The sequence below is a fragment of the Mycobacterium sp. pW045 genome (assembly GCF_041287085.1).
In the GTDB taxonomy this organism is placed as follows: domain Bacteria; phylum Actinomycetota; class Actinomycetes; order Mycobacteriales; family Mycobacteriaceae; genus Mycobacterium; species Mycobacterium algericum_A.
The window spans coordinates 347,617-371,584 of record NZ_JBGGKU010000004.1; the positions used below are offsets into that span (position 1 = coordinate 347,617).

Here is a 23,968-nt window from a genome sequence, read left to right on the forward strand (position 1 = left end):
ACGTCGGGTGCGGATCACGGGTCCAGCCCGCGACCGTTCTTCCGGTCCGGTGCGCGGCCGTCGGGGCGAGAGTGGCGGGTGCGCGAATGCGTCTGCGGCCGCCGCCACGGCGCGGTCACCGGCAGCGGCGGCAGCGCGGCCGGGCCGTCGGCCTGCAGCCGGTCGATCAGTTCGTCGGCGACCACCGCCAGCCGGCGTTCGTCGGCGTAGGCCAACCGGGACGGCAGTTCCCGGACCGGCACCCACGCCACTTCGCTGACCTCCACGTCGTCGTCGCACAGTTCTCCGCCGGAGAACCGCAGCAGGTAGTGGTGCACGGTCTTGTGTACGCGGCGGCCCTCGGTGACGAACCAGTAGTCGATGCTGCCCAGAGCGGCCAGCACGTCGCCCTGAACGCCGGTTTCCTCGGCGACCTCCCGGATCGCGGTCTGCTCGGCGGTCTCACCGACCTCGATGTGACCCTTGGGCAGCGACCACAACATCCTGCCGCGGCGGTCGATGCGGCCGATCAGCGCCGCGACCTGGTCCTCACGCGGCCCGTCGATGCCGTCGACGACCAGGCCACCGGCCGAGGTCTCGTGCACGGTGCGTAGCCGCGCCGGCCCGTGACGTGCGGTGCGGGGCCGACGCTGCGCTGAGCGGCCGGTCGGCGCGGCCGCGCTGCTGTCGGTGGCCGCGGCCTCGGTGTGGCCGGTTTTCGGACCTGAAGTGCGTCGACCGCGGCGCCGCCTGCGGCGCCGTCCCGAATTGGCTTCTTCGCCGTCGGCCGACACCCATGTGATAGTAGCTGGCACGGGCGAGCCCACCGGCGTCCCTCGCCGGGTCGGCCTCGGTGGCGGCGGCCCGCATCGCCGGCCCAGCCCGTCGGTATCCGGCTCGCCGAGGGCGCGAAACCGACCGAATCGCACACCCGCTCGCCGGCGGCCGGGAATGAGGGCCCGGCGTGCCCCACCGTCTAAGCTCATCGAACGTGCCCGAAGCCCACCAGGATGCCGACCTGCTGACAGCGGCGGCGGTCGCCCTGAACCGGCACGCCGAGCTGCTGCGCGACCTCGGCGCCATGTTCGACGCGGCCGGCCACCAGCTGTACCTGGTGGGCGGATCGGTCCGCGACGCCCTGCTGGGCCGGTCCAGCCCCGACCTGGACTTCACCACCGACGCCCGCCCCGAGCAGGTGCAGCAGCTGCTGCGGGGTCGCGCCGAGGCGCTGTGGGACACCGGGATCGAATTCGGCACCATCGGTGCCGGCCTGGGCGGGTACCGCGTGGAGATCACCACGTTCCGGGCCGACAAATATGATCGGGTGTCGCGTAATCCCGAAGTGCGCTTCGGGGATTCGCTGCACGAGGACCTGGTGCGCCGGGATTTCACCGCCAATGCGATGGCGGTCCGTATCACCGGAGCCGGTCCGGGGGAGTTCCTCGACCCGCTGGGCGGCCTGGCGGCGTTACGGGCCGGGGTGCTGGACACACCGACGGCGCCGCAGGACTCCTTCGGCGACGATCCGCTGCGGATGCTGCGCGCCGCCCGGTTCGTTTCGCAACTCGGCTTCACGGTGGCGCCGCGGGTGCGCGCCGCGATCGAGGAGATGGCCGAGCAGCTTTCCCGCATCACCCCCGAGCGGGTGGCCGCCGAACTGGACAAGCTGCTGATGGGCGCCGACCCCCCAGCCGGCATCGACCTGATGGTGGCCAGCGGGATGGGCGAGGTGGTGTTGCCCGAGGTCGGCGCCATGCGGATGGCGATCGACGAGCACCACCAGCACAAGGACGTCTACCAGCATTCCCTGACCGTGCTGCGGCAGGCGATCGAGCTCGAGGACCCTCGGGGCGGTCCTGATCTGGTGCTGCGCTGGGCGGCGCTGCTGCATGACATCGGCAAGCCCGCCACCCGCCGCCACGAGCCCGACGGCGGGGTGAGCTTTCACCACCACGAGGTGGTGGGGGCGAAGATGGCGCGCAAGCGCATGCGCGCGCTGCGGTACTCCAAGCAGATGGTCGACGATGTCTCGCAGCTGGTGTATCTGCACCTGCGCTTCCACGGCTACGGCGACGGAAAGTGGACCGATTCGGCGGTGCGCCGCTACGTCACCGATGCCGGACCGCTGCTGGACCGGCTGCACAAGCTGGTTCGCGCGGACTGCACCACCCGAAACAAGCGGCGGGCAGCACGCCTGCAGGCCAACTACGACCAGCTCGAAGCACGCATCACCGCGCTGGCCGAGCAGGAGGACCTGCAGCGGGTGCGGCCGGACCTGGACGGCAACGAGATCATGGCGCTGCTCGACATCCCGGCCGGGCCCCAGGTGGGACGGGCGTGGAACTTCCTCAAGGAGTTGCGCTTGGAGCGGGGACCGTTGTCGCGGGACGAGGCGACGGCCGAACTACTGGCCTGGTGGCAGACCCAGCGGAACCGCTAGCGGCGCAGGCACGTCTGATCCGGGTATGGATTACTGCCTGGGCGACGGTGACGGTGCGGCGACGATGTGGACCGGGCCGCCCGATCTCGACCTCGACGGCGACGGTGTGGCCGATGCGATCGGACTCGATTTCGACGGCGACGGGCTGCATGACGACGCGCTGGTCGACCTCGACGGTGACGGAGTGGCCGACCACCTGATGCTGGACCTCGACGACGACGGCGCACCAGAGGCCTCTTTCACCGACGACGGATCCGGCACGTGGGGGCATGGCGTGGCGGCGGGCTCGGCGGACCGATCGGGCGGGTTGCGGTGGTCGGGACTCGACGACGCCGAACATCTCGGCGGTCCACTGGTGGATTTCGACGGCGACGGCCGCATCAACGACCGGCTGCTCGACTCCGACGGCGACGGCCGCGCCGATCGGGTGCTGATCGGCGATGGATCGGGTGGCTACCGGGCGGCCTACGTGGACACCGACGGCGATGGGCGGTGGGACATCAAACTGACCGACTCCGACGGCGACGGGGCCGCCGACGGGGCCACGCCGCTGTGAGCGGCCGAAGTTAAGGCGCGTCCCCGGCACCGGGTGGAAACGCCGTCCGGCGGTAGCTCGCCCGGCCCCCCAAGGGGCAAATCTCCGAATGTCTGTTCGAGACTCTCCCCCACTTTTTCGGAGGTGTAACCGGAGGCTGCAGCGGTTAGGATCACCCGGGTGGACTCGATCGGCCGAAGATGATTAAGTGAACGCCGAAATCCGAACAGGACGCTTTCCCACAAGTTCGGGTGGCGGTAAGCGCACTTAAGGCTAGAACGCGGGGGGAGGGCTCGTGAGCAAGATGACGGTGGGCGCGCTGTTGGCAGCGCCCGTGATTGTTGCGCCGGCGGCGATCGGCGCGGTGGGTCAGCCAGATCGCATCGATCGCCAGATTCTGGACTACGCGCTGGCCGCCGAGGCCCTGGTCATGATTCCGGCGATGAATCAGAACTGGCTCGATCTGAGCAAATCGCTGTACCTGGTGCCCAACGGATTCCCCGAAGACGGCGACGCGAGCTTCCTGCAGGTGCCCGAGACGAACGACCTCAACGCGAGTATCAGCGGCGCCACCAAGATCCTGGTCGACGCGATCATGACGCGGTGGGAGGCGGGCGACTTCAGCGGCAACGACCCGCTCTACGTTTTTGGGTATTCGCAGTCCAACGTGGCGGCGGGGTTGGCGCAGGAGCAACTGTTCGAGCAGGGAATCCCCTTAGACGCACTGCATTTCGTCATGGTGGGGGACAGTGCAGCCGAGGGTGGATTCCTCAGCGGGTTCCTGCCGACGTTGCTCAGCTACTTTCCGGAGTCCTGGCATGACGACGTGACCAACATGGTCTATCAGTTCGCCGAGATGATGCACATCGACTCGGTCATCGGCCTGGTGACTCCCAGTGAGCTCTACACCACCGACGTTTACTCGCTGTCCAGCGACGGCTTCGCGAACTGGGACAACGGCCAGCAAATGGGCGGCATGTTCAGCGACCACCTGGCATACCTGGGCTTGTCGCCGGAGGAGATCGGCTCCGCGACCGACGAGGTGATCGGGAACACGACGTACCACATGATCGACACCGCCAACGTGAACATGTTCCAGGCGTTGCTGAACTCGTTCGACATGATCCTGGGCGGGATCATCGCCTGGTTCTGAGCCGCTGGCGGCACGGGCGGCTCTGCTGAGTCTCCGCCCCGACGGCGCTAGCGGAGTCTGCGCCCCGACGGCGCTAGCCGAGTCGAAATCTGACGACGCGACTCGTCGCCGAATTCCGGCTCGCTTCGCGCTGGCGCGCTCATCGCCCGGAGCTGTGTTGGGTGGGCTCCGGCTCGCTTCGCGCTGGCGCGCTCATCGCCCGGAGCCGGGAGGTCCCGCGAAAGCCTGGGCGATCTCCAGCCAGCGCTGGGCATCCGCGCCGAGCGCGGCGACGTCGAGGTCGCCCAGCGGCCGGCGCTGCGTGACCAGGAAACAGAAATGCTCAGCCGAACCGGTCACCCGCTGCTCGGCATTCACCGGGCCCCATGTCCACACCCCGCCACCGGGTGCGTGTAGTTCCACGTGAAACGGTTCGGCGGGCGGGGTCAGGTTGTGGACGGTGAACGCGTAGTCGCGGGTTCGCACCCCCAGATGCGCGATGGACCGCAGCCGCGCGGTCGCGGCCCGTCGCACCCCGAGCGCGTCGGCGACGTCCAGGCCGTGCGCCCAGGTCTCCATCAGTCGCGCGGTGGCCATGGACGCCGCGCTCATCGGCGGGCCGAACCACGGCAGCTTGCGGCCGTCGGGGACACCCAGCAGGGCTTGGTGCAGCTGCGCGCGCGTCGAGCGCCAGTCCGCCAGCAGATCAGCCGGCGCCGCGGTGGCCAACTCGGCCGCGCCGGCGTCGACGAAGCCGGTCGGATCGCCCATCGCCGCCGCGAGTTGGTCGCCGAAGCCGGCTTCGTCGGTGATGGCCAGCAACGCGACCCGGTCCGTCCACAGCAGATGCGCGATCTGATGGGCGATGGACCAGCCCACCGCCGGGGTGGGCGTACCCCACTGACTGTCGGTGAGTGGGGCAACCAGCGTGTCGAGGTCGTCGCTCTCGGCACTCAGATCGGCGACGATCGATTGGGTTTCAGCCATGCCCGTACTGTATGCCGCTCACCGGATCCCGGGGCCGCCCGATCAGGCTGTGCCCCGCCAGGCCGGCCAGGTACAACAACGTTCCGGCCACGATCAGCCACGGCGCCTGCCCGTCGGGGGGAATCACCGCCGCGGTGGCGGACACGGCCAGGATGAACGACGCCCAGAACAGTGAATCCTGCACCGCGAACACGTGTCCGCGCAGCGCGTCGTCGACGTCGATCTGCATGGCGGTGTCCGCGCACAGCTTGACCACCTGCCCGGCCACCCCGAGCAGGAATCCGCACAACACCAGCACCGGCAGGTACAGGCCGATCCCGGCGAACTGGATCACCGCCGCCGCCGCCAGTGCCCCGTTGGCGGTGGCGTACCGGCCCCAGCGGTGGACCGCCGGCGGGGTGAGCAGGGTGGCCAGGAACGATCCCGCACCGGCCGCGGCGACGAACAAGGCGGTGGTGCCCAGCCCCGAAACCGTGTGCTCGCCGACGTGGCGCACCATCACCAGCACCAGCAGGGTGTTGATGCCGAACGCCATCCGGTGGCCGGCCAGCCCCGACAGCGTCGCCGCGACGGTGGGCCGGTCCCGCACCGTCCGAATCCCGTGCAGCCAGCCCGTCGTCACCGCGTAGAGCACCGAGCCGTGGATGGCGCGCTTGGTGTCATCGGGGCCGAGCACGTGGCGGCCGAAACGCAGCGAGAGCAGCAGCGCGATCGCGACCGGGATCGCCACCGCCGCGATGATCGACGCCGCGCCACGATCGTTGGCGCCCACCAGCCAGCGCGGCACCAGCATGAAGTTCGCGCCCAGGAAGGCCGCCACCGCACCGGTGGCGATCGCCAGCGCGTTCATCGTGACGACCTGCTCGCGCGGCACCACGTGGGGCAGCGCCGCCGACAACCCGGAGGCGATGAAACGGGTGAACCCGTTGGCGATCAGGGCCGCGCACAGCACCGGCAGATCTCCGGCGCCCACGGCCAACAGTGCGGCGATGCCCAGTACCAGCACCAGGCGGGCGATGTTGGCCACCACCAGCACCAGGCGCCGATCCCAGCGGTCCAGCAGTGCCCCGGCGAACGGCCCCAGCACCGAATAGGGCAGGAACAGCACGGCGAACGCGCCCGCGATCGCCCACGGCGCCGCGGCCCGATCGGGATTGAACAGCAAGGCGCCGGCCAGGCCGGCCTGAAACAAGCCGTCGCCGAACTGGCTTGCGGCACGCAGCTCTAACAGGCGCCAGAACTCCGGCAGGCTGCGCGCCGATCGCCACAGCGATGCGGGTGCGCGGGTGTCCACCAAAAGACCTACTTCCGGACGCGGGCGGCGGCGCGGCACCGGCCCCAGACCAGAGTACAAATCTTGGCGGTCGCTCGACGTTCGGTACAGGTCGCCCCCGATCGCCGGGTTCGGGTGCCATGATGGGAGGGTGGCGCAACCCGAAGACCCAGAGGACTACGTCGCGCCCGCCGCGCATCGGGTACGGGCCGGGACGTTGCTCCTGGCCAACACCGACCTGCTCGAACCCACCTTTCGCCGCACCGTGATCTACGTGGTCGAGCACAACGACGGCGGCACGCTGGGCGTGGTGCTCAACAGACCCAGCGAGACCGCCGTCTACAACGTGTTGCCGCAGTGGTCCGAGCTGGCCGCCAAGCCGAAGACGATGTTCATCGGCGGCCCGGTGAAACGCGACGCGGCATTGTGCGTCGGACTGTTGAAGGTCGGCGCGGATCCCAACGATGTGCCGGGCGTGCGCCATATCGACGGCCGGTTGGTGATGGTCGACCTCGACGCCGAACCGGAGTCCATCGCCCCCCACGTCGAGGGGGTGCGGATCTTCGCCGGCTACGCCGGCTGGACCATCGGCCAGCTCGAAGGCGAGATCGAGCGTGACGACTGGATCGTGCTGTCGGCGTTGCCCTCAGACGTGCTGGTCCCGCCCCGGGTCGACGTGTGGAGTCGGGCGCTGCGACGCCAGCCGTGGCCCACGGCGCTGCTGGCCACCCACCCGGTCGACATCAGCCGCAACTGAGCGCGGCACCGCCGGTTACGAGCAGCCGCAACCGCTGCCGCAGCCCGACGCCGGCTCCGGCGGTGCGCTGCAACCGCAGCCGGCGCCACAACCGACGTCCTCGACCGGCGCGGCATCACCGCAGCCGCAGCCCGAGCCGCAGCCACCGGCCGCACCAGCCGCCGCGGACTGGCGCGCCGCGTAGCGGGCGCCCTGCCAGGCGCCGGCGGCCAGAATGACCAGCGCACCGGTGATCGAGATGATCAACGCCAGCAGCGCCACCGCGGGCGGGCCGGCCAGCACCAGTGCGCCGCCCACCGCCAGGATCACCCCGACGGCGACCTGGGCGGGCGCCACCGCGCGCAGCACCAGTTGTTCGGGGTCGCCGGTGAGCGGGCGGGCCAGCGTCCGCACTCCGAACACCAGCGACACGACGGCCGCGGCCAGGCACAACACCCCCATGATCAGCATGGGTTCAAGAATACGAGGGAACCGATCAGCCGGCGTGGCCCGCCCGGGGTTGCACCGCAGCCGGTGCCGCCGGGCCGTGGGGCGCAGCCGGCAGATGCGCGGTGCCGGGCTGCTCGGCCCCGGGTGGACTCACCCGGAATCCGTTGACGATCGCATCGGTCGCCGGAGCGTTACCGACAGCGCGGCCGGCGCCGGTGGTCACCGTCAGCGAGACCAGGTAGGCGGAGTCGGGCGTCGGCACGATCACGTGGCGCCGGGAGGTGTTGAGCGTCATGTCGGCGTCGCGGTAGGTGCCCTCGATGATCGAGGAGGGGAACCCGTTGAAGTCGGCCAGCGAGGCGTTGGTGGTCTGCCAGGCCATCAGCTGCTGGCTGTCGACGAACCCGTGGGTGATCGCCTCTTTCGGATCGAACTGCCCGACCAGCCGATAGACGACCACCTGCGCGTTGGGCGTGTACAGCGACCCGCTGCGCCGGTCGGCGATGACGGCGAACGCGTCGGGCACGTTGGGGTCGGGGACGTGGGTCCAGCCGACCGGCATCGGCAGGGTGATGTTGAACGCGGTGAAGCCCGCGGCCTGCTGCGGCTCCAACTGGACCTGCTTGGCGGCGAAGTAGTCGCGCAACGTGCCGGAGGTGGCGGGCACCAGGGCGTTCGGCGCGACGCTTCCCGCCGATCCCGGTACGACCGACGGTGCGCCCGCCGTCGCTCCGGGTGCGATCGGCCGGGGTGCCGCCGGCAGCGGTGAGGTCACCGGCACGGCGGCCGGTTGGGCGGCGGGCTGGGCCGCCGGGCCGTAGGGGCTAGCCGGGCCGTAGGGGCTGGGAGGCGTCGGCAGCAGCGGGTCGCCCATGGCGACCGGCACTCCCAGTGGGCCGCCGAAGGCCGCCGCCGTGACAGCCGCGCAGCCGACAAGTAACCGCCAGCGGCGAACCGTGTTCGTCATCTCCAGGGGTCCTTCCGGGACGGGCCGGGCGATGGTGCCCCGGCCGTGGATCGACGGTAGCCAGCGGCGGCCCGGTGCCGCCAGGGCCGCAACCGACCTGGAACGAAGCCCTCATCGGCCTGCAACGCAACCGATATCAAGCTGTGGCGATCGGGCCGAAAAACCGCGCCCATTACCCTGTTGAGGTGAACGAAGCCCCGACCACCCAGGGATCCAGCGAGCAGGCACCCGCATATCGCTACACCGCGGCGCTGGCCGGGCGCATCGAAGGCGCCTGGCAGCAGCACTGGGAGCAGGCGGGGACCTTCAACGTCGCCAACCCGGTCGGCTCGCTGGCGCCGGCGGACGGTTCCGAGATACCGGCCGACAAGATGTTCGTCCAGGACATGTTCCCCTACCCGTCGGGCGACGGACTGCATGTCGGCCATCCGCTGGGCTACATCGCCACCGACGTCTACGCGCGCTACTTCCGGATGACGGGCCACAACGTGCTGCATGCGCTGGGCTTCGACGCGTTCGGGCTGCCCGCCGAGCAGTACGCGGTGCAGACCGGCACCCACCCGCGCATCCGCACCGAGGCCAACATCGAGAACTTCCGCCGGCAGCTGCGGCGTCTCGGTCTCGGTCACGACAGCCGGCGCAGCTTCTCCACCACCGACGTCGACTTCTACAAGTGGACGCAGTGGATCTTCCTGCAGATCTACAACGCCTGGTTCGACACCAGCGCGAACAAGGCCCGGCCGATCGCGGAACTGGTCGCCGAATTCGATGACGGCACGCGCACCCTCGACGACGGGCGGGACTGGGCGCAGTTGTCGGCGGGGGAGCGCGCCGATGTCATCGACGCTCACCGACTGGTCTACCGGTCTGACTCGATGGTCAACTGGTGCCCGGGGCTGGGCACGGTGCTGGCCAACGAAGAGGTCACCGCGGATGGACGAAGCGACCGCGGCAACTTCCCGGTGTTCCGGAAGCGGCTGCGGCAGTGGATGATGCGGATCACCGCCTACTCCGACCGGCTGCTCGACGACCTGGACGTGCTGGATTGGCCGGAGAAGGTCAAGACCATGCAGCGCAACTGGATCGGGCGCTCCACGGGTGCCGCGGCGCTGTTCGGCGCCGGCACCACCGACGGCGCCGAGGTGGACATCGAGGTGTTCACCACCCGCCCCGACACGTTGTTCGGCGCCAGCTACCTGGTGCTCGCACCCGAACACGATCTGGTCGACCGGTTGACGGTGGCCGCCTGGCCGGACGGGGTAGATCAACGCTGGACGTTCGGGTCTGCAACGCCGGCTGAAGCCGTCGCCGCCTACCGCAAGGCGATCGCCGCGAAGTCGGATCTGGAACGCCAGGAGAACAAGACCAAAACCGGTGTGTTCCTCGGTAGTTACGCCACCAACCCGGCCAACGGCCAGCAGGTGCCGATCTTCATCGCCGACTACGTGCTGGCCGGCTACGGCACCGGCGCCATCATGGCGGTCCCGGGCCACGACCAGCGGGACTGGGAGTTTGCCGTCGAGTTCGGTCTCCCGGTCATCGAAGTCATTGCCGGCGGCGACATCTCGGAGGCCGCGTATGCAGGCGATGGAACCCTGGTGAATTCCGGTCCGTTGAACGGCATGACCGTCGACGATGCCAAGCAGGCCATCACGCAGCAACTGGAGTCGCAGGGCCGGGGCTGGGCGCGCATCGAATTCAAGTTGCGGGACTGGCTTTTCGCCCGGCAGCGGTACTGGGGCGAACCGTTCCCGATCGTGTTCGACGCCGACGGCCGGCCGCATGCCCTGGATGCGGCGGCGCTGCCGGTCGAGTTGCCCGATGTCGGTGACTACTCGCCGGTGTTGTTCGACCCGGACGACGCATCCAGCGAACCGTCGCCACCGCTGGCCAAGGCGACCGACTGGGTGCATGTCGAACTGGATCTCGGTGACGGACTGCAGCCCTACACCCGCGACACCAACGTCATGCCGCAGTGGGCCGGAAGTTCTTGGTACGAGCTGCGTTACGCCGACCCGCACAACGCCGACCAGTTCTGCGCCCCGGAGAACGAGGCCTACTGGATGGGTCCGCGGCCTGCCGAACACGGGCCCGACGATCCCGGCGGTGTGGACCTCTACGTCGGTGGTGCCGAGCACGCGGTACTGCACCTGCTGTACTGCCGTTTCTGGCACAAGGTGCTCTACGACCTGGGCCACGTCAGCTCGCGCGAGCCCTACCGCCGCCTGGTCAATCAGGGCTACATCCAGGCGGCCGCCTACACCGACTCGCGGGGGTCGTATGTGCCGGCCGGCGATGTCGTGGAACGCGACGGGACGTTCTACCTCCCGGGGCCCGACGGCGATACGGAAGTCTTCGCCGAATACGGCAAAATGGGTAAGAGCCTGAAGAATTCGGTGTCCCCCGACGAGATCTGCGATGCCTACGGCGCCGACACGCTACGGGTCTACGAGATGTCGATGGGCCCGCTGGAGATGTCACGGCCGTGGGCCACCAAGGACGTGGTCGGCGCGCACCGCTTTCTGCAGCGGGTGTGGCGGTTGATCGTCGACGAGGAGACCGGCGCCACCCGGGTGCTCGACGCCGAGCCGGACACCGAGACGCTGCGACTGCTGCACCGCACCATCGTCGGAGTGTCGGAAGACTATGCGGCGCTGCGCAACAACACCGCTGCCGCCAAGCTGATCGAGTACACCAACCATCTGACCAAGCAGCACCGCGACGGGGTTCCGCGCGAGGCCGTGGAGCCGCTGGCATTGATGCTCGCACCGCTGGCCCCGCACCTGGCCGAGGAGCTCTGGCAGCGGCTCGGCCACGATTCCTCGCTGGCGCACGGCCCCTTCCCGGTGGCCGACCCGGCCTATCTGGTCACCGACACCGCCGACTACCCGGTGCAGGTCAACGGCAAGAAGCGGGGGCTGGTCACGGTTGCCGCCGACGCCGACACCGAGGCGATCAAGGCGGCTGCCCTGGCCGACGAGAAGGTGCAGGCGTTCCTGGCCGGCGCCACGCCCAAGAAGGTGATCGTGGTGCCCGGCCGGTTGGTCAATCTGGTGGTATGACAGCGCGTTAGGGCGAAATCATGTGGGCAGACGCCGAAGCATTCCGCGAGACGATGGCGGAACTGGGTCTGTTCGACGGCCTCGACGCCAGCGCCCGTGAAGAGCGCACCGAGCTGGTGGCCTGGTTGCTGGAACAGGGCTTTGGTTGGGAAGAGATCCGCGACGAGATGGCACCGATGCTGATGCCGGCGCACCGTGAGCTCGGCGATGACGGCAGGTATGTCTCCGAACGTGAGGTCAGCGCCGAGCATGGCATCGACTTGGATCTACTGCAGGGTATCGAACGTGCGCTGGGGCTGCCCCGGCTGGAAGATCCCGACGCGCCGTTGATGCTGCAGGCCGACGCCGAGGCCGCCCTGAGTCTGCACCAGCTCATCGAGGCCGGCCTCGATCCGGGTCAGGTGCTGCTGATGATCCGGCGGCTCTCCGACGGCATCTCACGTGCGGTTCCGGCGTTTCGCTACAGCACGATATCGGCGATCATGCGGCCGGGCCTGACCGAGCTGGAGCTCGCGAAGTCCCACAAGGAGATTGTGCGAGCCATTATCCCATTGCTGGAGACCACTATTCGCGACATCTTCTTCGTCCAACTGCGGCGAGTGCTGGAAGGGGAGGAGGTCAACGCCAGTGAACGGGCGGCCGGGATGGCGTTGCCGGGCCCGCGGCAGCTGGCGGTGGCGTTCGCCGACATGGTCGGGTTCACCCGGCTGGGTGAGGTGGTTCCCCCGGAGGAACTGGTGGGACTGGTGGAACGACTCGGGGAGCTGGCACGCGAGGTGGTCGACCCGCCCGTGCGGCTGGTCAAGACGATCGGTGATGCGGTCATGTTGGTATCGGCGGACGCCACGAAGTTACTCGCCGCGACCCTGCAGCTGCTGGAGAGTGCCGCCGCCGACGAGGCTCTCCCGCAGCTGCGGGCGGGTATCGCCTCGGGGTGGGCGGTGAGCCGTGCCCGGGATTGGTTCGGCAGCCCGGTCAACGTGGCGAGCCGGGTCACCAATGTTGCCGAGCCCGGAGAGGTGATGGTGGAAGGGGCGGCCCGCGAAATCATCGGCGACGCACCGGGCTACACGTGGTCATTCGTCGCCACCCACGCACTCAAAGGCGTGGAGGGTGAGACGAGGCTGTTCCGGGTGCGGCGGCAGTAGAACCACCCCCGCGGGAAGAGACTACCGCGGCCGGACTGTCACTTCGTGCAGCTGTGCCTCGGCCGGGGTCCGCACCGCATTGGCCACCACCTCCGCGACGGTGTCGGGGCGCAGAAAGCGGCCCGGGTCGTATTGCCCGCCTTCATAAGCAACGAGGTCGCGCTGCATCCCGGTGTCGACGCGGCCGGGGTAAACGGTGGTGACGCGCAGCGCCGGCTCATCGCTGCGCAGTGAGTCCGCGAACGCGCGCAGTGCGAACTTACTGGCAGAATACGAGGCCATTCCAGCGGAAACCTGCTGCCCGGCACCGGAGTTGATGAACACCACATGCCCGCCGGCCTGCCGCAACGCGGGCAGCAGCGCCAGTGTCAGCGCTACCGCACCGAACACGTTGACCTCGAAGGTGGCCCGCCACTCCTCGATGTAGGACTCGCCCGCAGCGCCGGGCAGCATCACCCCGGCGTTGTGCACCAGCACGTCGAGTTCGTCGACGATCTCGACGGCCGACTCGATCGCGTCGGCGTCGGCGAGATCGAGCGGCCAGGTGGTGGCGCCGAGCCGTTCGGCGACGGCGTCGAGCCGCGCCGACGGTCTCCCGGCCAACAGCAGGGTGTGGGTGGGCGCCAGTGCGGACGCGATCGCCGAACCGATCCCGCCGCCGGCGCCGGTGATCAGGGCGGTCGGCATCAACCGCAATCCAGCGGGCAGTCGGACTCGCCGGCTGCGGACGTCCCGGCGGCGCCGTAGGAGGCCAGCCGCTCCAGCGGTTCCAGCGCGCGGGTCAAGGTGTCCAGATCCTCCTGGCTGAGCTCACTGAGCATCACCGCCAGGGCCGCGTGCCGGTTGGCCAGCGACTCACGGTGGCTCGCCAGGCCCTCCTCGGTGATGTCGACCAGCACGGCCCGCAGGTCGGACGGATCCCGGCTGCGTTTGACCAGCCCGATCTTCTCCAAACGGCGGATCGCCACGGTGGTGGTGGGGGTGCGAACCCGTTCGTGGGCAGCCAGTTCGGTCATCCGGATCGGCCCGCGGTCCAACAACGTGATCAGGATCGACAGCTGCGCCAGCGTGAGTTCGCCGGTCTTGGTTCCGCCGCTGATCTCACCGCGCCGCAGTATCGAGAACAATTTGGACAGCGAACGATGCAAGCCCTCTGCGACCGCCGTCACCTGCGGGGTCTCGGCTTTGCTCTCCGCCATAGTTCGCCAGTCTAACCTGTGGCTCTAATGAGAGGGGATAGGTCGCGCAGGTTGCTGTCACAACACCTGCGAGAGGAACTTCTGCAGCCGGTCGGTCTCGGCGTTGTCGAAGATCTGTTCGGGCGGCCCCGATTCCACCACCTTCCCGCGGTCCATGAACACGACGCTGTCCGACGCCGACCGGGCAAAGGCCATCTCGTGGGTGACGACCACCATGGTCATACCGTCCGCGCCGAGCTCGGCGATCAACGCCAGGATCCCCTTGACCAGTTCCGGGTCCAGCGCCGAGGTCGGCTCGTCGAAGAGCATCACCTGCGGCTGCATCGCCAGGGCGCGGGCTATCGCGACCCGCTGTTGCTGGCCACCGGAGAGCGCCGAGGGACGCGCGGCGGCCTTGTTTTTCAGGCCGACCCGATCCAGCAGTCCCAGTGCCAGTTCACGCGCGGCGTCCTGCGACATCCCCAGCAGCTTGCGCGGGGCCAGCGCGATGTTGTCGAGCACGCTGCGGTGCGGGAACAGATTGAAATGCTGGAACACCATGCCGATCCGCTGGCGCAGCTCATCGGGGTTGTCGTCGAGTACCGATCGCCCGCCCAACAGGATGTCGCCGCCATCGGGCTCGTGGAGCCGGTTCAAGGTGCGCAGCATGGTGGACTTGCCGGATCCGGAGGGGCCGATCACCGCCGTGGTACTGCCGGCCGGCACGTCCAGGTCGACCCCGCGCAACACGGCGCTCTTGCCGAAGGACAACTGGATCCCCTTGGCGGTCAACGACACCGGCTCACGAGCTGAGACCCTCACGTCATCTCCTGACTGGAGATCGCCGGGCTCAGCTCGAGCGAATCATCGTCGTCGGCGGGCCTTCCGCGGCGCAGCCGGTGGTCGACGACGTTGACTAGGTGGGTCAACGGAATGGTCAGCGCCAAGTAGAGGACGCCGGCCGCCACCAGCGGTGACAGGCTGCCGGTCTGGGCGTTGAAGTCGCGCCCCACCTGGAACAGTTCCCGCTGGCCGGCGACCAGACCCAGGAAGTACAGCAGCGCGGAGGCCTTCAGCAACGCGATGAACTGGTTGACCAGCGCCGGCAGCACCCGCCGGATGCCCTGCGGTATCACCACCAGGCGCATCGAGGCGGGGTAGCCGAAACCCAGCGCCCGGGACGCCTCGAGCTGGCCGGACTCCACGCTCTGGATGCCCGAGCGCAGAATCTCCCCGATGTAGGCCGCCGCGGTCAGTCCCAGCGCCGCGATGCCCAGCGGGTAGGGGTTGTTGTTGGTCAGCCCGCCTACCAGGGGACCCACGCCCAGGCCGATGAGCAGGATGATCAGCACCTCAGGTAGTCCCCGGAAGATGTCGGTGTAGACCCGCGCCGGCCAGCGCAGCCAGCGGGTGCGGGAGATCCCGGCCACGGCCAGCCCCAGCCCTGCCACCAATCCGATGACACCGCCGCTGACGGTCAGCAGCAGCGTGTTGGGCAGGCCGGTCTTGAGCAGATCCGGCAGCGCTTCGCGGTACAGCTGCCAGTCGAAGAAGGAGTCGCGCAATTGTGCCAGCGTCGATTTGGGTTGGTACGGCTCCGGACCGGCTTTGTGGTTGCGCGCCGCGATCGCCGCGAAGTCCGGCAGATGCGGGGTAGCCGCCGACTTCGAGCCCGGTTGCCAGTCCGGTGGCAGCGGCCTGGGCACCCAATCGGTGTAGAGCTGCGGCCAGGTGCCGTCGGCGATCACCGCATCCAGGCCGGAGTTCAGCGCCGATATCAGCGCCCGGTTCTCCTTGGCCACCGCGTACGCCTCGAAACCGGCGGGGCTGAACGTGTAACCGGCGATCTGCGCCGGATCTCCCGGCCGCAGCAGGTTCAGCGCGGTCAGCGACGGCGCCACCCAGGCGTCGACCTGGCGGCTTTTCAGGCTGGCGTACAGCGTGATCGAGTCCGGGAAGCGCACCGGCTCCATCTCGAGGGTGTCGACGACGTAGGCGTCTTCGATGGTGCCTTGCACCACGCCGATCCGCCGCCCCGCGCTCAGGTTGTCGAACCCGGTGATCTCCGAGCCGGCCGGGACGACCAGGGCCATGTAGCCGAAGTCGTAGCCGTTGGTGAAGCCGACGGTGCGACGGCGCTCGTCGGTGGCGTTGATCGACGCCGATCCGACGTCGAAGCGCCCGGACGCCACCTGGGCCAGCAGCCCGAAGAAGTCGGTGCCGACGAACTGGATCCGCAGGCCGAGTTTCTTGGCGATGGCGCGGAGCAGTTCGTTGTCGAACCCGGTGTAGCGTCCCGCGGCGTTGATGCAGTTCGTCGGGGGGCTCTCGGTCAGGGTGCCGACGGTGAGCACACCGGGCGTGACCAGACCCAGCTTGGTCACGTCGATCGAGTTGAGCGGATCCACGCCGGCCGTGGTGTATTTGTCCTCGCGCGGACGTTTGGCGGTGGCGAGCTGGACCGGCAGCGTGACCGCCGCCTGCTCCCCGGGCGGTGCGCACAGGTCGGGGGCGGCCCCGGCGGACGGCGCGGTTGCCAGACCGCCCACGATCAGCCAGCTGGCGAGAAGCGCCGCCAGTTTTATCGCTGGTCGCGCCATCGGCATAGCGCCTCGGCGGCGGTCAGGTCGTAGTCCGGTCCGCTACTGCCGACGGTCAGCAGGCTCACCCCGAGTTCGGCCATCGATTCCGCCGCGGCGAGCAACTCCGCTTCGGTGTGGTCGTTGCTCAGCGCGGTCGAGTGTTCGATCGTGGCGGGGTCACGGCCCAGCGCGGCGCAGTGTTCGGCGAGTATGGCCGCCTTGTGCGGGTAGGTGTCGGCGTCGGTGAAGCTGTGCCACATGTCGGCGTGCTCGGCGACCAGGCGTAGCGTCTTGCGCTCGCCGCCCCCTCCGATCAGCAACGGAAGGTGCCGGGTGGGCGGCGGATTGAGCCGGGACAGCCGGGTCTTGATTCTCGGCAGAGCGGCGGCCAGGTCGTCGAGCCGGCTTCCGGCGGTACCGAATTCATAGCCGTATTCGTGGTAATCCCGGTCTTTCCAGCCCGAGCCGATACCCAGGATCAGCCGGCCGTCGCTGATGTGGTCGACGGTGCGGGCCATGTCAGCGAGCAGCTCCGGGTTGCGGTAGGAGTTGCACGTCACCAGCGCGCCGATCTCGATCCGCGAGGTCTGTTCGGCCCAGGCGCCCAGCATGGTCCAGCATTCGAAGTGCGGTCCGTCGGGGTCGCCGTAGAGCGGGAAGAAGTGATCCCAGTTGAACGCGATGTCGACACCGAGGTCTTCGCACCGCCGGACCGCGTCGCGGATCGCACCATAGTGCGCGGCGTGCTGGGGGTGCAGTTGCACGCCGATTCGGATGGGCCTCACCCCAGTCACGGTAGCGTCCGGCGCAGCAGCTCGACCAGAGCGCGCGGCTGGTCGCTTTGTACCGAATGCCCGGAGCCGGCCACGACGTGGGTTGTCAGGTCCGGTGAGCGCCGGGCGTACTCGGCGACGTCGTCGGCGGTGACGAGCGCCGAGTCCCCGCCCCGGATCAAGGTCGTCGGCGCGGTCACCGCCGAGACGTCGGTCCACAGCTCGGTGAAGTCCCCGACACGGCGGATCGTGTCGTAACGCCAGGTCCACCGCCCGTCGGGCAGTTGCCGGGTGTTGTGGAACAGCCCGCGCCGCAAAGATTCCGGATCCCGATGCGGTGCCGCCAACCGGGTGACCGCCAGCATGGACTCGAAGTCGGGGAAGGTGCGCTCGCCCTGGGCCAACGCCACTGTCCCGCGATCGGCGGCGCTCAGCTGTGAATACCGTTGCAGTGCTGAGGGAGTCACGTCCACGAGCACCAGCCGACGGACCAGCTCGGGGGCGGCGGCGGCCACCCGGATCGCGGTCAGCCCGCCCAGCGACATCCCGACCACCAGCTCGGCGGTCGGTGCGAGCTCGCGCAGCACCGGCGCGACGGCCGCGGCGTTGCGCTGCGGGGAGTAGTCGCCGTCGTCGCGCCAGGCCGACCGGCCGTGGCCGGGCAGGTCCACGGCCAGCGCGGGTTGCCCGAGCCCGAGGATGACGGTGTCCCAGGTGTGCGCGTTCTGTGCGCCGCCGTGCAGGAACACCACCCGCGGCGGCTCGGTTCCCCACCGCAGCGCGCTGACGGCTGCGGTCTGGATGCGCTGCACGGCCGGCAGCGGGCCGGTGACACCGGCTTGTTCGGCGTTGCCGGCCAGTAGGGCGAACTCGTCGCTCAGTTCCTCGCTCACACTGCAACCATGGCGTAGAAGTGCGAGTGGGTCACGCCCTCAGTGCAGAGTCGACTGCTAGCCGGTGATGAACTCTTCGAGCTGGGCGCGTGCGACGTCGTCGGGCAGCTGCTTGGGCGGGCTCTTCATCAGGTAGGCCGAGGCGGGGATGATCGGTCCGCCGATACCGCGGTCCTTGGCGATCTTGGCCGCGCGCACCGCGTCGATGATGATGCCGGCCGAGTTCGGCGAGTCCCACACCTCGAGCTTGTACTCCAGGTTCAGCGGCGCGTCGCCGAAAGCGCGGCCCTCCAGCCGCACGTAGGCCCACTTGCGGTCATCGAGCCAGGCCACGTGGTCGGACGGACCGATGTGCACGTTCTTGTCCTCGACCTTGCCGGCCAGCGAGCCGGTCAGGTTGGAGGTGACGGCCTGGGTCTTGGAGACCTTCTTGGACTCCAGGCGCTCGCGCTCGAGCATGTTCTTGAAGTCCATGTTGCCGCCGACGTTGAGCTGGTAGGTGCGGTCCAGCGTGACGCCGCGGTCCTCGAACAGCTTGGCCATAACGCGGTGGGTGATGGTCGCGCCGACCTGGCTCTTGATGTCGTCGCCCACAACCGGCACGCCGGCGTCGGCGAACTTCTTGGCCCACACCGGGTCGGAGGCGATGAACACCGGCAGCGCGTTGACGAACGCGACCCCGGCGTCGATGGCGCACTGGGCGTAGAACTTGTCGGCCTCGTCGGACCCCACCGGCAGGTAGGACACCAGCACGTCGACCTTGGCCTCCTTGAGCACCGAGACCACGTCGACGGCGTCGGCGTCGGAGACCTCGATGGTGTCGGCGTAGTACTTGCCGATGCCGTCGAGGGTGGGACCGCGCTGCACCACCACGTTGGTCGGCGGCACGTCAGCGATCTTGATGGTGTTGTTCTCCGAGGCGAAGATGGCCTCGGACAGGTCGAAGCCGACCTTCTTGGCGTCCACGTCGAACGCGGCGACGAACTTCACATCGCGGACGTGATACGGACCGAATCGCACGTGCATCAGACCGGGCACCGTCGAACTGTCGTCGGCGTTCTGGTAGTACTGCACGCCCTGGACCAGCGAGGAGGCGCAGTTACCGACGCCGACAATGGCGACCCGCACATCCGTCGTTTGCTCAGTCATTTCCGACGTTCTCCTTCTTTGCTGTCACTGCTGACGTGCTGTTTGTGTTGTGCTGATTCCCGCGCCGGGCAGGGGTCAAGACTGTTCGGCGCGGCCCTGGGAGACGCGTTCGGCCGCGATCAACTCGTTGAGCCACTTGACCTCCCGCTCACTGGACTCCAGCCCGAGCTGGTGCAGTTGGCGGGTGTAGCGATCCAATGAGTTGCTGGCCCGCGTCACGGCGTTACGCAGACCCTCCCGGCGTTCCTCCACCTGCCGACGGCGGCCTTCCAGGATCCGCATCCGCGCCTCGGCGGGGGTGCGGTTGAAGAAGGCCAGGTGGACCCCGAAGCCGTCGTCGGTGTAGTTCTGCGGTCCGGTGTCGGCCACCAGCTCGGTGAAGCGCTGGCGGCCGGCGTCGGTCAGCCGGTAGACCCGTCGGGCCCGGCGTACCGGGGTGCCCGCCGGGGCGGCGTCCTCGGCGATCAACCCGGCCGCCTGCATGCGCCGCAGCGCCGGATACAGCGAGCCGTAGGAGAACGCCCGGAATGCGCCCAACAGACCGGTCAGCCGTTTCCGCAGCTCGTAGCCGTGCATCGGAGACTCGAGCAGCAAACCCAGTATGGCAAGCTCAAGCACCGATTCACCTCCTGCAATGATTTGTGGCTACGACCGTTCGACGGTTCGGGCCATAGTATCGCGCCGATATAACAGAACCCAAGTGGCCTGATGTTCGCCCAACGTTCAGCGTCCCGACGGCACCTGTTCTGTTGCCGCCGGAGCTCTTGCTCGCGGAACTACACCGCTCGCCGGCTCCGGCGGTCAGGACGGGTAATTGATGCGCTTGACCGATCCGTCGCCGGCGAACTCGATATAGCCGCCGCCGTAGTCGCTGGAGACGTAGACCGACAGCGACAGCGCCCCCGGCGTCGTCGGATCCCGGGCCGGGTCGACGATCAGATAGGTCGACTTGACGTCGCCGTCTTTGATCCCGAGCGTCTCGGGGGCCCCGCGCAGGATGCCGACCGCGGCCTTGACGTCGAAGCCGCTCAGGTCGACCAGCACGGCGTCACTGCTCTTGGCCGAACTGGACGGGTCGCCCCAGCCGCCCCGGTAGCTGTAATCCAGTTCGCGGCGATCCTCGGTGGGATCGGCCCGGGTCAGCGACGCGTAGTCCGGGTAGACGACCAGCCGGTAACCGAGGGTGTCACCGAACTTCCTACGGGCCTGTTCCAGCAGGCCGCTCAACCCGCCCAGCGAATGCAGCCGGCGCGGTGGGGTCAGCACCAGCGGGGCGACGCCGTCGGGCTTGGCGCCGGGGTCGGAGGTGAAGCTCAGCGGCGAACTCGTGTTGCCGTACACCCCCCACCCGATGCCCAGTCCCAGCAGCACCGCCGCGCCCAGTGCCGCCGCCGCCAGGGCGCGACCGCCGAATCCGGCGGGCTTGTTCAGCGCCGGCAGTTGCACGGGCGCGCTCGCGGTCTGCAGATCGGCGATCAGCGCGTGCAGGTCACCGAGTGTGACGGCGCGGGTGGCCGCACTGACGCGTTCCCGGTGCTCCTCGCTCGACAGCTGCCCCTCGGCCAGGGCGGCGTCCAGGATGCGGCAGACGTCTTCCCGGTCGCTGTCCTTCGCCCGGGTTCCGGAGGTCTGCCGTGTTGCCACGGCGACGATCGTAAGACTTCAGCGCGCTACGGCGAGGCCCGAATGCGCCGGTTGGTGCGGGATACGGGCGTTCATCACACCGGCCCGCGCGGACCCGACGTACTCTGGTCACCGTGCGATTGCAGCGACAGGTGGTGGACTACGCGCTCCGGCGCCGTTCCCTGCTGGCCGAGGTCTACTCCGGGCGCACCGGGGTCTCCGAGGTGTGCGACGCCAACCCGTATCTGCTCCGGGCGGCGAAGTTCCACGGCAAGCCCAGCGCGGTGGTCTGCCCGATCTGCCGCAAGGAGCAGCTCACCCTGGTGTCGTGGGTCTACGGCGACGACCTGGGAGCGGTGTCGGGTTCGGCGCGGTCCGCCGAGGAACTGGTCCTGCTGGCCACCCGTTACCCGGAGTTCTCGGTGCACGTGGTCGAGGTGTGCCGGACCTGCAGCTGGAATCATCTTGTGAAGTCGTATGTGCTGGGCCTCGCGCGCCCGCCGAAGGGATCCCGGGGACGGCGGACGGCACGCAGCGGAGCCCGTACCGCCAGTGAGTAAACACCACGACGACCGGCCGGACACTGGTTCGACCGGGTCTTCCGAAGTGGGTGCGCGCCGTGGGCCCCGGTCGCCGGATGACCGGCAGACCGCGATCATCCCCGCGGTCGACGACGCGGCGACCGACGACCTGCGCGATCCGATCGACGCGGTGCGGGCGGCCCTCGACGGCGGGCCGCGGCAGCGCGAGCAGGCGCTGAGCGGACGCGGGCCGCGCCGGCAACCGCCGCCGGAGAAGCCGGTCGAGCCGCCGCCGCGGCGAACCGACCGCGTCGAGCACACCGACCGGCCGGCAGCGGCCGACCCGCTGGACTGGCTGCGTCGCCACCCCCCGAACTGGAGGTGGGTTCGGCGCGGACTCTACGTCGCGGCCGCGGTGATCCTGCTGCTGCCGATCATCACGTTCGCGATGGCCTACTCCATCACCGATGTGCCCTCACCCGGCGACATCCGCACCAACCAGGTGTCGACGATCCTGGCCAACGACGGCTCGGAACTGGCCAAGATCATCCCGCCGGAAGGCAATCGCGTCGACATCGACATCAGTCAGGTGCCGGTGTATGTGCGGGATGCGGTGCTGGCCGCAGAAGACCGGGACTTCTACTCCAACCCGGGTTTCTCGGTGTCCGGCTTCGCCCGCGCGGTCAAGAACAACCTGTTCGGAGGCGACACCCAGGGCGGCTCCACCATCACCCAGCAGTACGTCAAGAACGCCCTGGTGGGCTCCGAGCGGGCTGGTGTGCGGGGGTTGGTCCGCAAGGCGAAAGAGCTCGTGATCGCCACCAAGATGTCCAGCGCGTGGCCCAAAGACGATGTGCTGCAGGCCTATCTGAACATCATCTATTTCGGTCGCGGCTCCTACGGCATCGCTGCGGCGTCCCGGGCCTACTTCGACAAACCCGTCGAGCAACTCGACGTCGCCGAAGGCGCGCTGCTGGCCGCGCTGATTCAGCGACCCTCGACCCTGGATCCCGCCGTCGACCCCGAAGGCGCCCTCGACCGGTGGAACTGGGTTCTCGACGGGATGGTGGAGACCGGGGCGCTGACCGCCGGTGAACGTGCCGCCCAACAGTTCCCGGAGACGGTGGCGCCCGAGTTGGCGCGCTCCCAGAACATCACCACCGGACCCAACGGGCTGATCCAGCGGCAGGTCACCAAGGAACTGCTGGAGCTGTTCGACATCGACGAGCAGACCCTGAACACCCAGGGCCTGCAGATCACCACCACCATCGATCCGCAGGCGCAGGAGGCCGCGGTCGATGCGGTGGACACCTACCTCAAGGGCCAGATTCCCAACATGCGATCGGCGGTGGTGTCCATCGACCCCCGCGACGGCTCGGTGCGCGCGTATTACGGGGGTTCGGACGCCAACGGTTTCGACTTCGCCCAGGCGGGGCTGCAGACCGGGTCGTCGTTCAAGGTGTTCGCGCTGGTGGCCGCGCTCGAGCAGGGTATCGGGCTGGGCTATCAGGTCGACAGCTCCCCGCTGTCCCTCGAGGGCGGCCGGATCAAGATCACCAACGCCGAAGGGGAGAGCTGCGGGGTCTGCAACATCGCCGAGGCGCTCAAGCGCTCGTTGAACACCGCCTACTACCGGCTGATGCTCAAGCTCAAGAACGGCGCGCAGGACGTCGCCGATGCCGCGCACGCCGCCGGCGTCGCCAAGAGCTTCCCCGGTGTTCCGCACACGCTGTCGCAGGACGGCGGCCCGCCCGAAGGCGGCGTCGTGCTGGGCCAGTACCAGACGCGGGTGATCGACATGGCCTCGGCGTACGCCACGCTGGCCGCCTCCGGGGTGTATCACCCGCCGCACTTCGTGGCGAAAGTCGTCAACGCCGACGGCCAGGTGCTGTTCGACGCCCAGACCTCCGAAGACACCGGCGAGCAGCGCATTCCCAAGGCGGTCGCCGACAACGTCACTTCGGCGATGCAGCCCATCGCCGGCTGGTCGCGTGGGCACAACCTGGCCGGGGGGCGACCGTCGGCGGCCAAGACGGGCACCACCCAGCTGGGTGACACCGGGGCCAACCGGGACGGTTGGATGGTCGGCTACACGCCGTCGTTGTCGACCGCGGTGTGGGTCGGTACCACCGGCGGTGACGAACCGCTGGTGAACCAGTGGGGCGGGCCGGTGTACGGCGCGGGCATTCCGGCCGACATCTGGAAGGCCACCATGGACGGCGCGCTGCGGGGCACCTCCAACGAGTCCTTCCCGACGCCCACCGAGATCGGCGGCTACGCCGGTGTTCCCGCCGCGCCGCCGCCACCCCCGCCGGAGGAGTTGGCGCCGCCGGAGCCGTCGGAGACCGTGATCCAGCCGACGATCGAGATCGCGCCGGGGATCACCATCCCGATCGGTCCGCCCACCACCATCCCGGTCGCACCGCCGCAACCGCAGGCGCCGCTGCCGGGGCAGCCGCCGCAACAGCAGGTTCCGTCGCCGGGCGAACCCGAGACGACCGGGCCGTCGCCGGGCGAACCGGCGCCGCCGATGCCGTAGC

Annotated in this window: 22 protein-coding genes; 8 read left to right on the forward strand and 14 right to left on the reverse strand. The window is 69.0% G+C overall.

Annotated features, from left to right (window positions below; all coding sequences use genetic code 11):
* Positions 1–14 precede the first annotated feature (14 nt).
* On the reverse strand, positions 15–773 hold the full coding sequence (locus tag ACAG20_RS08765) for an NUDIX hydrolase (RefSeq protein ID WP_370492261.1): 759 nt from the start codon (positions 771–773) through the stop codon (positions 15–17).
* Between the two features lie 197 nt (positions 774–970).
* Between ACAG20_RS08765 and ACAG20_RS08770 the strand changes: the two genes are divergently transcribed.
* The 3 genes from ACAG20_RS08770 (at position 971) to ACAG20_RS08780 (ending at position 4,107) form a co-directional block, all read left to right on the forward strand.
* Complete coding sequence (locus ACAG20_RS08770) at positions 971–2,419, forward strand: CCA tRNA nucleotidyltransferase (protein WP_370492262.1); 1,449 nt, start codon at positions 971–973, stop codon at positions 2,417–2,419.
* Between the two features lie 25 nt (positions 2,420–2,444).
* Complete coding sequence (locus ACAG20_RS08775; protein WP_112689040.1) at positions 2,445–2,975, forward strand: pullulanase; 531 nt, start codon at positions 2,445–2,447, stop codon at positions 2,973–2,975.
* Positions 2,976–3,258: 283 nt separating this feature from the next.
* Positions 3,259–4,107, forward strand: a complete 849-nt coding sequence (locus ACAG20_RS08780; RefSeq protein WP_370492339.1) for a PE-PPE domain-containing protein — start codon at positions 3,259–3,261, stop codon at positions 4,105–4,107.
* Between the two features lie 192 nt (positions 4,108–4,299).
* Here the strand turns inward: ACAG20_RS08780 and ACAG20_RS08785 are convergent, their stop codons facing one another.
* Positions 4,300–5,073, reverse strand: a complete 774-nt coding sequence (locus ACAG20_RS08785) for a TIGR03084 family metal-binding protein (protein WP_370492263.1) — start codon at positions 5,071–5,073, stop codon at positions 4,300–4,302.
* Complete coding sequence (locus ACAG20_RS08790) at positions 5,066–6,367, reverse strand: MFS transporter (RefSeq protein ID WP_112689046.1); 1,302 nt, start codon at positions 6,365–6,367, stop codon at positions 5,066–5,068. Before ACAG20_RS08790 ends, ACAG20_RS08785 begins: the two co-directional genes overlap by 8 nt.
* A 130-nt stretch (positions 6,368–6,497) precedes the next feature.
* Here ACAG20_RS08790 and ACAG20_RS08795 point away from each other — a divergent pair, with 130 nt between their 5' ends.
* Entirely contained in the window at positions 6,498–7,103 is a 606-nt protein-coding gene (locus ACAG20_RS08795) for a YqgE/AlgH family protein (protein WP_112689048.1), read from the forward strand.
* A 15-nt stretch (positions 7,104–7,118) separates the two neighbouring features.
* On the opposite strand, the gene ACAG20_RS08800 is transcribed toward ACAG20_RS08795, so the two are convergent.
* Complete coding sequence (locus ACAG20_RS08800) at positions 7,119–7,553, reverse strand: hypothetical protein (protein ID WP_370492264.1); 435 nt, start codon at positions 7,551–7,553, stop codon at positions 7,119–7,121.
* 25 nt (positions 7,554–7,578) lie between these two features.
* Positions 7,579–8,499 (reverse strand): LpqN/LpqT family lipoprotein, encoded by a 921-nt coding sequence (locus tag ACAG20_RS08805; protein ID WP_370492265.1) that lies wholly within the window; start codon positions 8,497–8,499, stop codon positions 7,579–7,581.
* Positions 8,500–8,684: 185 nt separating this feature from the next.
* On the opposite strand from ACAG20_RS08805, the gene leuS reads away from it, so the two are divergent.
* Both leuS and ACAG20_RS08815 read left to right on the forward strand, forming a co-directional pair.
* Positions 8,685–11,561, forward strand: a complete 2,877-nt coding sequence (leuS, locus tag ACAG20_RS08810) for a leucine--tRNA ligase (protein WP_370492266.1) — start codon at positions 8,685–8,687, stop codon at positions 11,559–11,561.
* Positions 11,562–11,581: 20 nt separating this feature from the next.
* Entirely contained in the window at positions 11,582–12,709 is a 1,128-nt protein-coding gene (locus ACAG20_RS08815; RefSeq protein ID WP_370492267.1) for an adenylate cyclase regulatory domain-containing protein, read from the forward strand.
* Between the two features lie 21 nt (positions 12,710–12,730).
* Here ACAG20_RS08815 and ACAG20_RS08820 read toward each other — a convergent pair whose 3' ends face one another.
* The 9 genes from ACAG20_RS08820 to ACAG20_RS08860 all read right to left on the reverse strand — a co-directional run bounded on the left by ACAG20_RS08820 (position 12,731) and on the right by ACAG20_RS08860 (position 20,928).
* On the reverse strand, positions 12,731–13,396 hold the full coding sequence (locus ACAG20_RS08820) for an SDR family oxidoreductase (protein WP_112688408.1): 666 nt from the start codon (positions 13,394–13,396) through the stop codon (positions 12,731–12,733).
* A complete protein-coding gene (locus tag ACAG20_RS08825) occupies positions 13,396–13,908 on the reverse strand; it encodes a MarR family winged helix-turn-helix transcriptional regulator (RefSeq protein WP_112688406.1) in 513 nt (170 codons plus the stop codon). The genes ACAG20_RS08820 and ACAG20_RS08825 overlap by 1 nt, the downstream gene beginning before the upstream one ends.
* A gap of 57 nt (positions 13,909–13,965) precedes the next feature.
* Positions 13,966–14,709 carry an amino acid ABC transporter ATP-binding protein gene (locus tag ACAG20_RS08830; protein ID WP_370492268.1) on the reverse strand — a complete coding sequence of 248 codons (744 nt, stop codon included), beginning with the start codon at positions 14,707–14,709 and terminating at the stop codon, positions 13,966–13,968.
* Positions 14,706–16,487 carry an ABC transporter substrate-binding protein/permease gene (locus ACAG20_RS08835; protein ID WP_370492269.1) on the reverse strand — a complete coding sequence of 594 codons (1,782 nt, stop codon included), beginning with the start codon at positions 16,485–16,487 and terminating at the stop codon, positions 14,706–14,708. The genes ACAG20_RS08830 and ACAG20_RS08835 overlap by 4 nt, the downstream gene beginning before the upstream one ends.
* Entirely contained in the window at positions 16,469–17,254 is a 786-nt protein-coding gene (locus ACAG20_RS08840) for an LLM class F420-dependent oxidoreductase (RefSeq protein ID WP_370492270.1), read from the reverse strand. Before ACAG20_RS08840 ends, ACAG20_RS08835 begins: the two co-directional genes overlap by 19 nt.
* A gap of 5 nt (positions 17,255–17,259) precedes the next feature.
* A complete protein-coding gene (locus ACAG20_RS08845) occupies positions 17,260–18,135 on the reverse strand; it encodes an alpha/beta fold hydrolase (protein WP_370492271.1) in 876 nt (291 codons plus the stop codon).
* A gap of 57 nt (positions 18,136–18,192) precedes the next feature.
* Positions 18,193–19,284, reverse strand: a complete 1,092-nt coding sequence (locus ACAG20_RS08850; RefSeq protein ID WP_112689377.1) for an inositol-3-phosphate synthase — start codon at positions 19,282–19,284, stop codon at positions 18,193–18,195.
* 75 nt (positions 19,285–19,359) lie between these two features.
* Complete coding sequence (locus tag ACAG20_RS08855) at positions 19,360–19,902, reverse strand: PadR family transcriptional regulator (protein ID WP_013831235.1); 543 nt, start codon at positions 19,900–19,902, stop codon at positions 19,360–19,362.
* Positions 19,903–20,085: 183 nt separating this feature from the next.
* Positions 20,086–20,928, reverse strand: coding sequence for a DUF1707 domain-containing protein (locus ACAG20_RS08860; protein ID WP_370492272.1), 843 nt, complete (start codon positions 20,926–20,928; stop codon positions 20,086–20,088).
* Positions 20,929–21,041: 113 nt separating this feature from the next.
* Here ACAG20_RS08860 and ACAG20_RS08865 point away from each other — a divergent pair, with 113 nt between their 5' ends.
* Together ACAG20_RS08865 and ACAG20_RS08870 are read left to right on the forward strand one after the other, a co-directional pair.
* Positions 21,042–21,467 carry a DUF5318 family protein gene (locus ACAG20_RS08865; RefSeq protein ID WP_041319268.1) on the forward strand — a complete coding sequence of 142 codons (426 nt, stop codon included), beginning with the start codon at positions 21,042–21,044 and terminating at the stop codon, positions 21,465–21,467.
* The gene (locus ACAG20_RS08870; protein WP_370492273.1) at positions 21,385–23,967 is read left to right on the forward strand and encodes a transglycosylase domain-containing protein; all 2,583 of its coding nucleotides are present in this window, start codon (positions 21,385–21,387) and stop codon (positions 23,965–23,967) included. Before ACAG20_RS08865 ends, ACAG20_RS08870 begins: the two co-directional genes overlap by 83 nt.
* The last annotated feature ends 1 nt before the right edge of the window (position 23,968 follow it).

Coding starts and splice junctions, on each gene's coding strand:
- ACAG20_RS08780 (WP_370492339.1), top strand. CDS start 3,259: ATGACGGTGGGCGCGCTGTTGGCAGCGCCCGTGATTGTTGCGCCGGCG.
- ACAG20_RS08820 (WP_112688408.1), bottom strand. CDS start 13,396: ATGCCGACCGCCCTGATCACCGGCGCCGGCGGCGGGATCGGTTCGGCG.
- ACAG20_RS08815 (WP_370492267.1), top strand. CDS start 11,582: ATGTGGGCAGACGCCGAAGCATTCCGCGAGACGATGGCGGAACTGGGT.
- ACAG20_RS08870 (WP_370492273.1), top strand. CDS start 21,385: ATGTGCTGGGCCTCGCGCGCCCGCCGAAGGGATCCCGGGGACGGCGGA.
- ACAG20_RS08850 (WP_112689377.1), bottom strand. CDS start 19,284: ATGACTGAGCAAACGACGGATGTGCGGGTCGCCATTGTCGGCGTCGGT.
- ACAG20_RS08785 (WP_370492263.1), bottom strand. CDS start 5,073: ATGGCTGAAACCCAATCGATCGTCGCCGATCTGAGTGCCGAGAGCGAC.
- ACAG20_RS08800 (WP_370492264.1), bottom strand. CDS start 7,553: ATGCTGATCATGGGGGTGTTGTGCCTGGCCGCGGCCGTCGTGTCGCTG.
- ACAG20_RS08775 (WP_112689040.1), top strand. CDS start 2,445: ATGGATTACTGCCTGGGCGACGGTGACGGTGCGGCGACGATGTGGACC.
- ACAG20_RS08805 (WP_370492265.1), bottom strand. CDS start 8,499: ATGACGAACACGGTTCGCCGCTGGCGGTTACTTGTCGGCTGCGCGGCT.
- ACAG20_RS08835 (WP_370492269.1), bottom strand. CDS start 16,487: ATGGCGCGACCAGCGATAAAACTGGCGGCGCTTCTCGCCAGCTGGCTG.
- ACAG20_RS08825 (WP_112688406.1), bottom strand. CDS start 13,908: ATGGCGGAGAGCAAAGCCGAGACCCCGCAGGTGACGGCGGTCGCAGAG.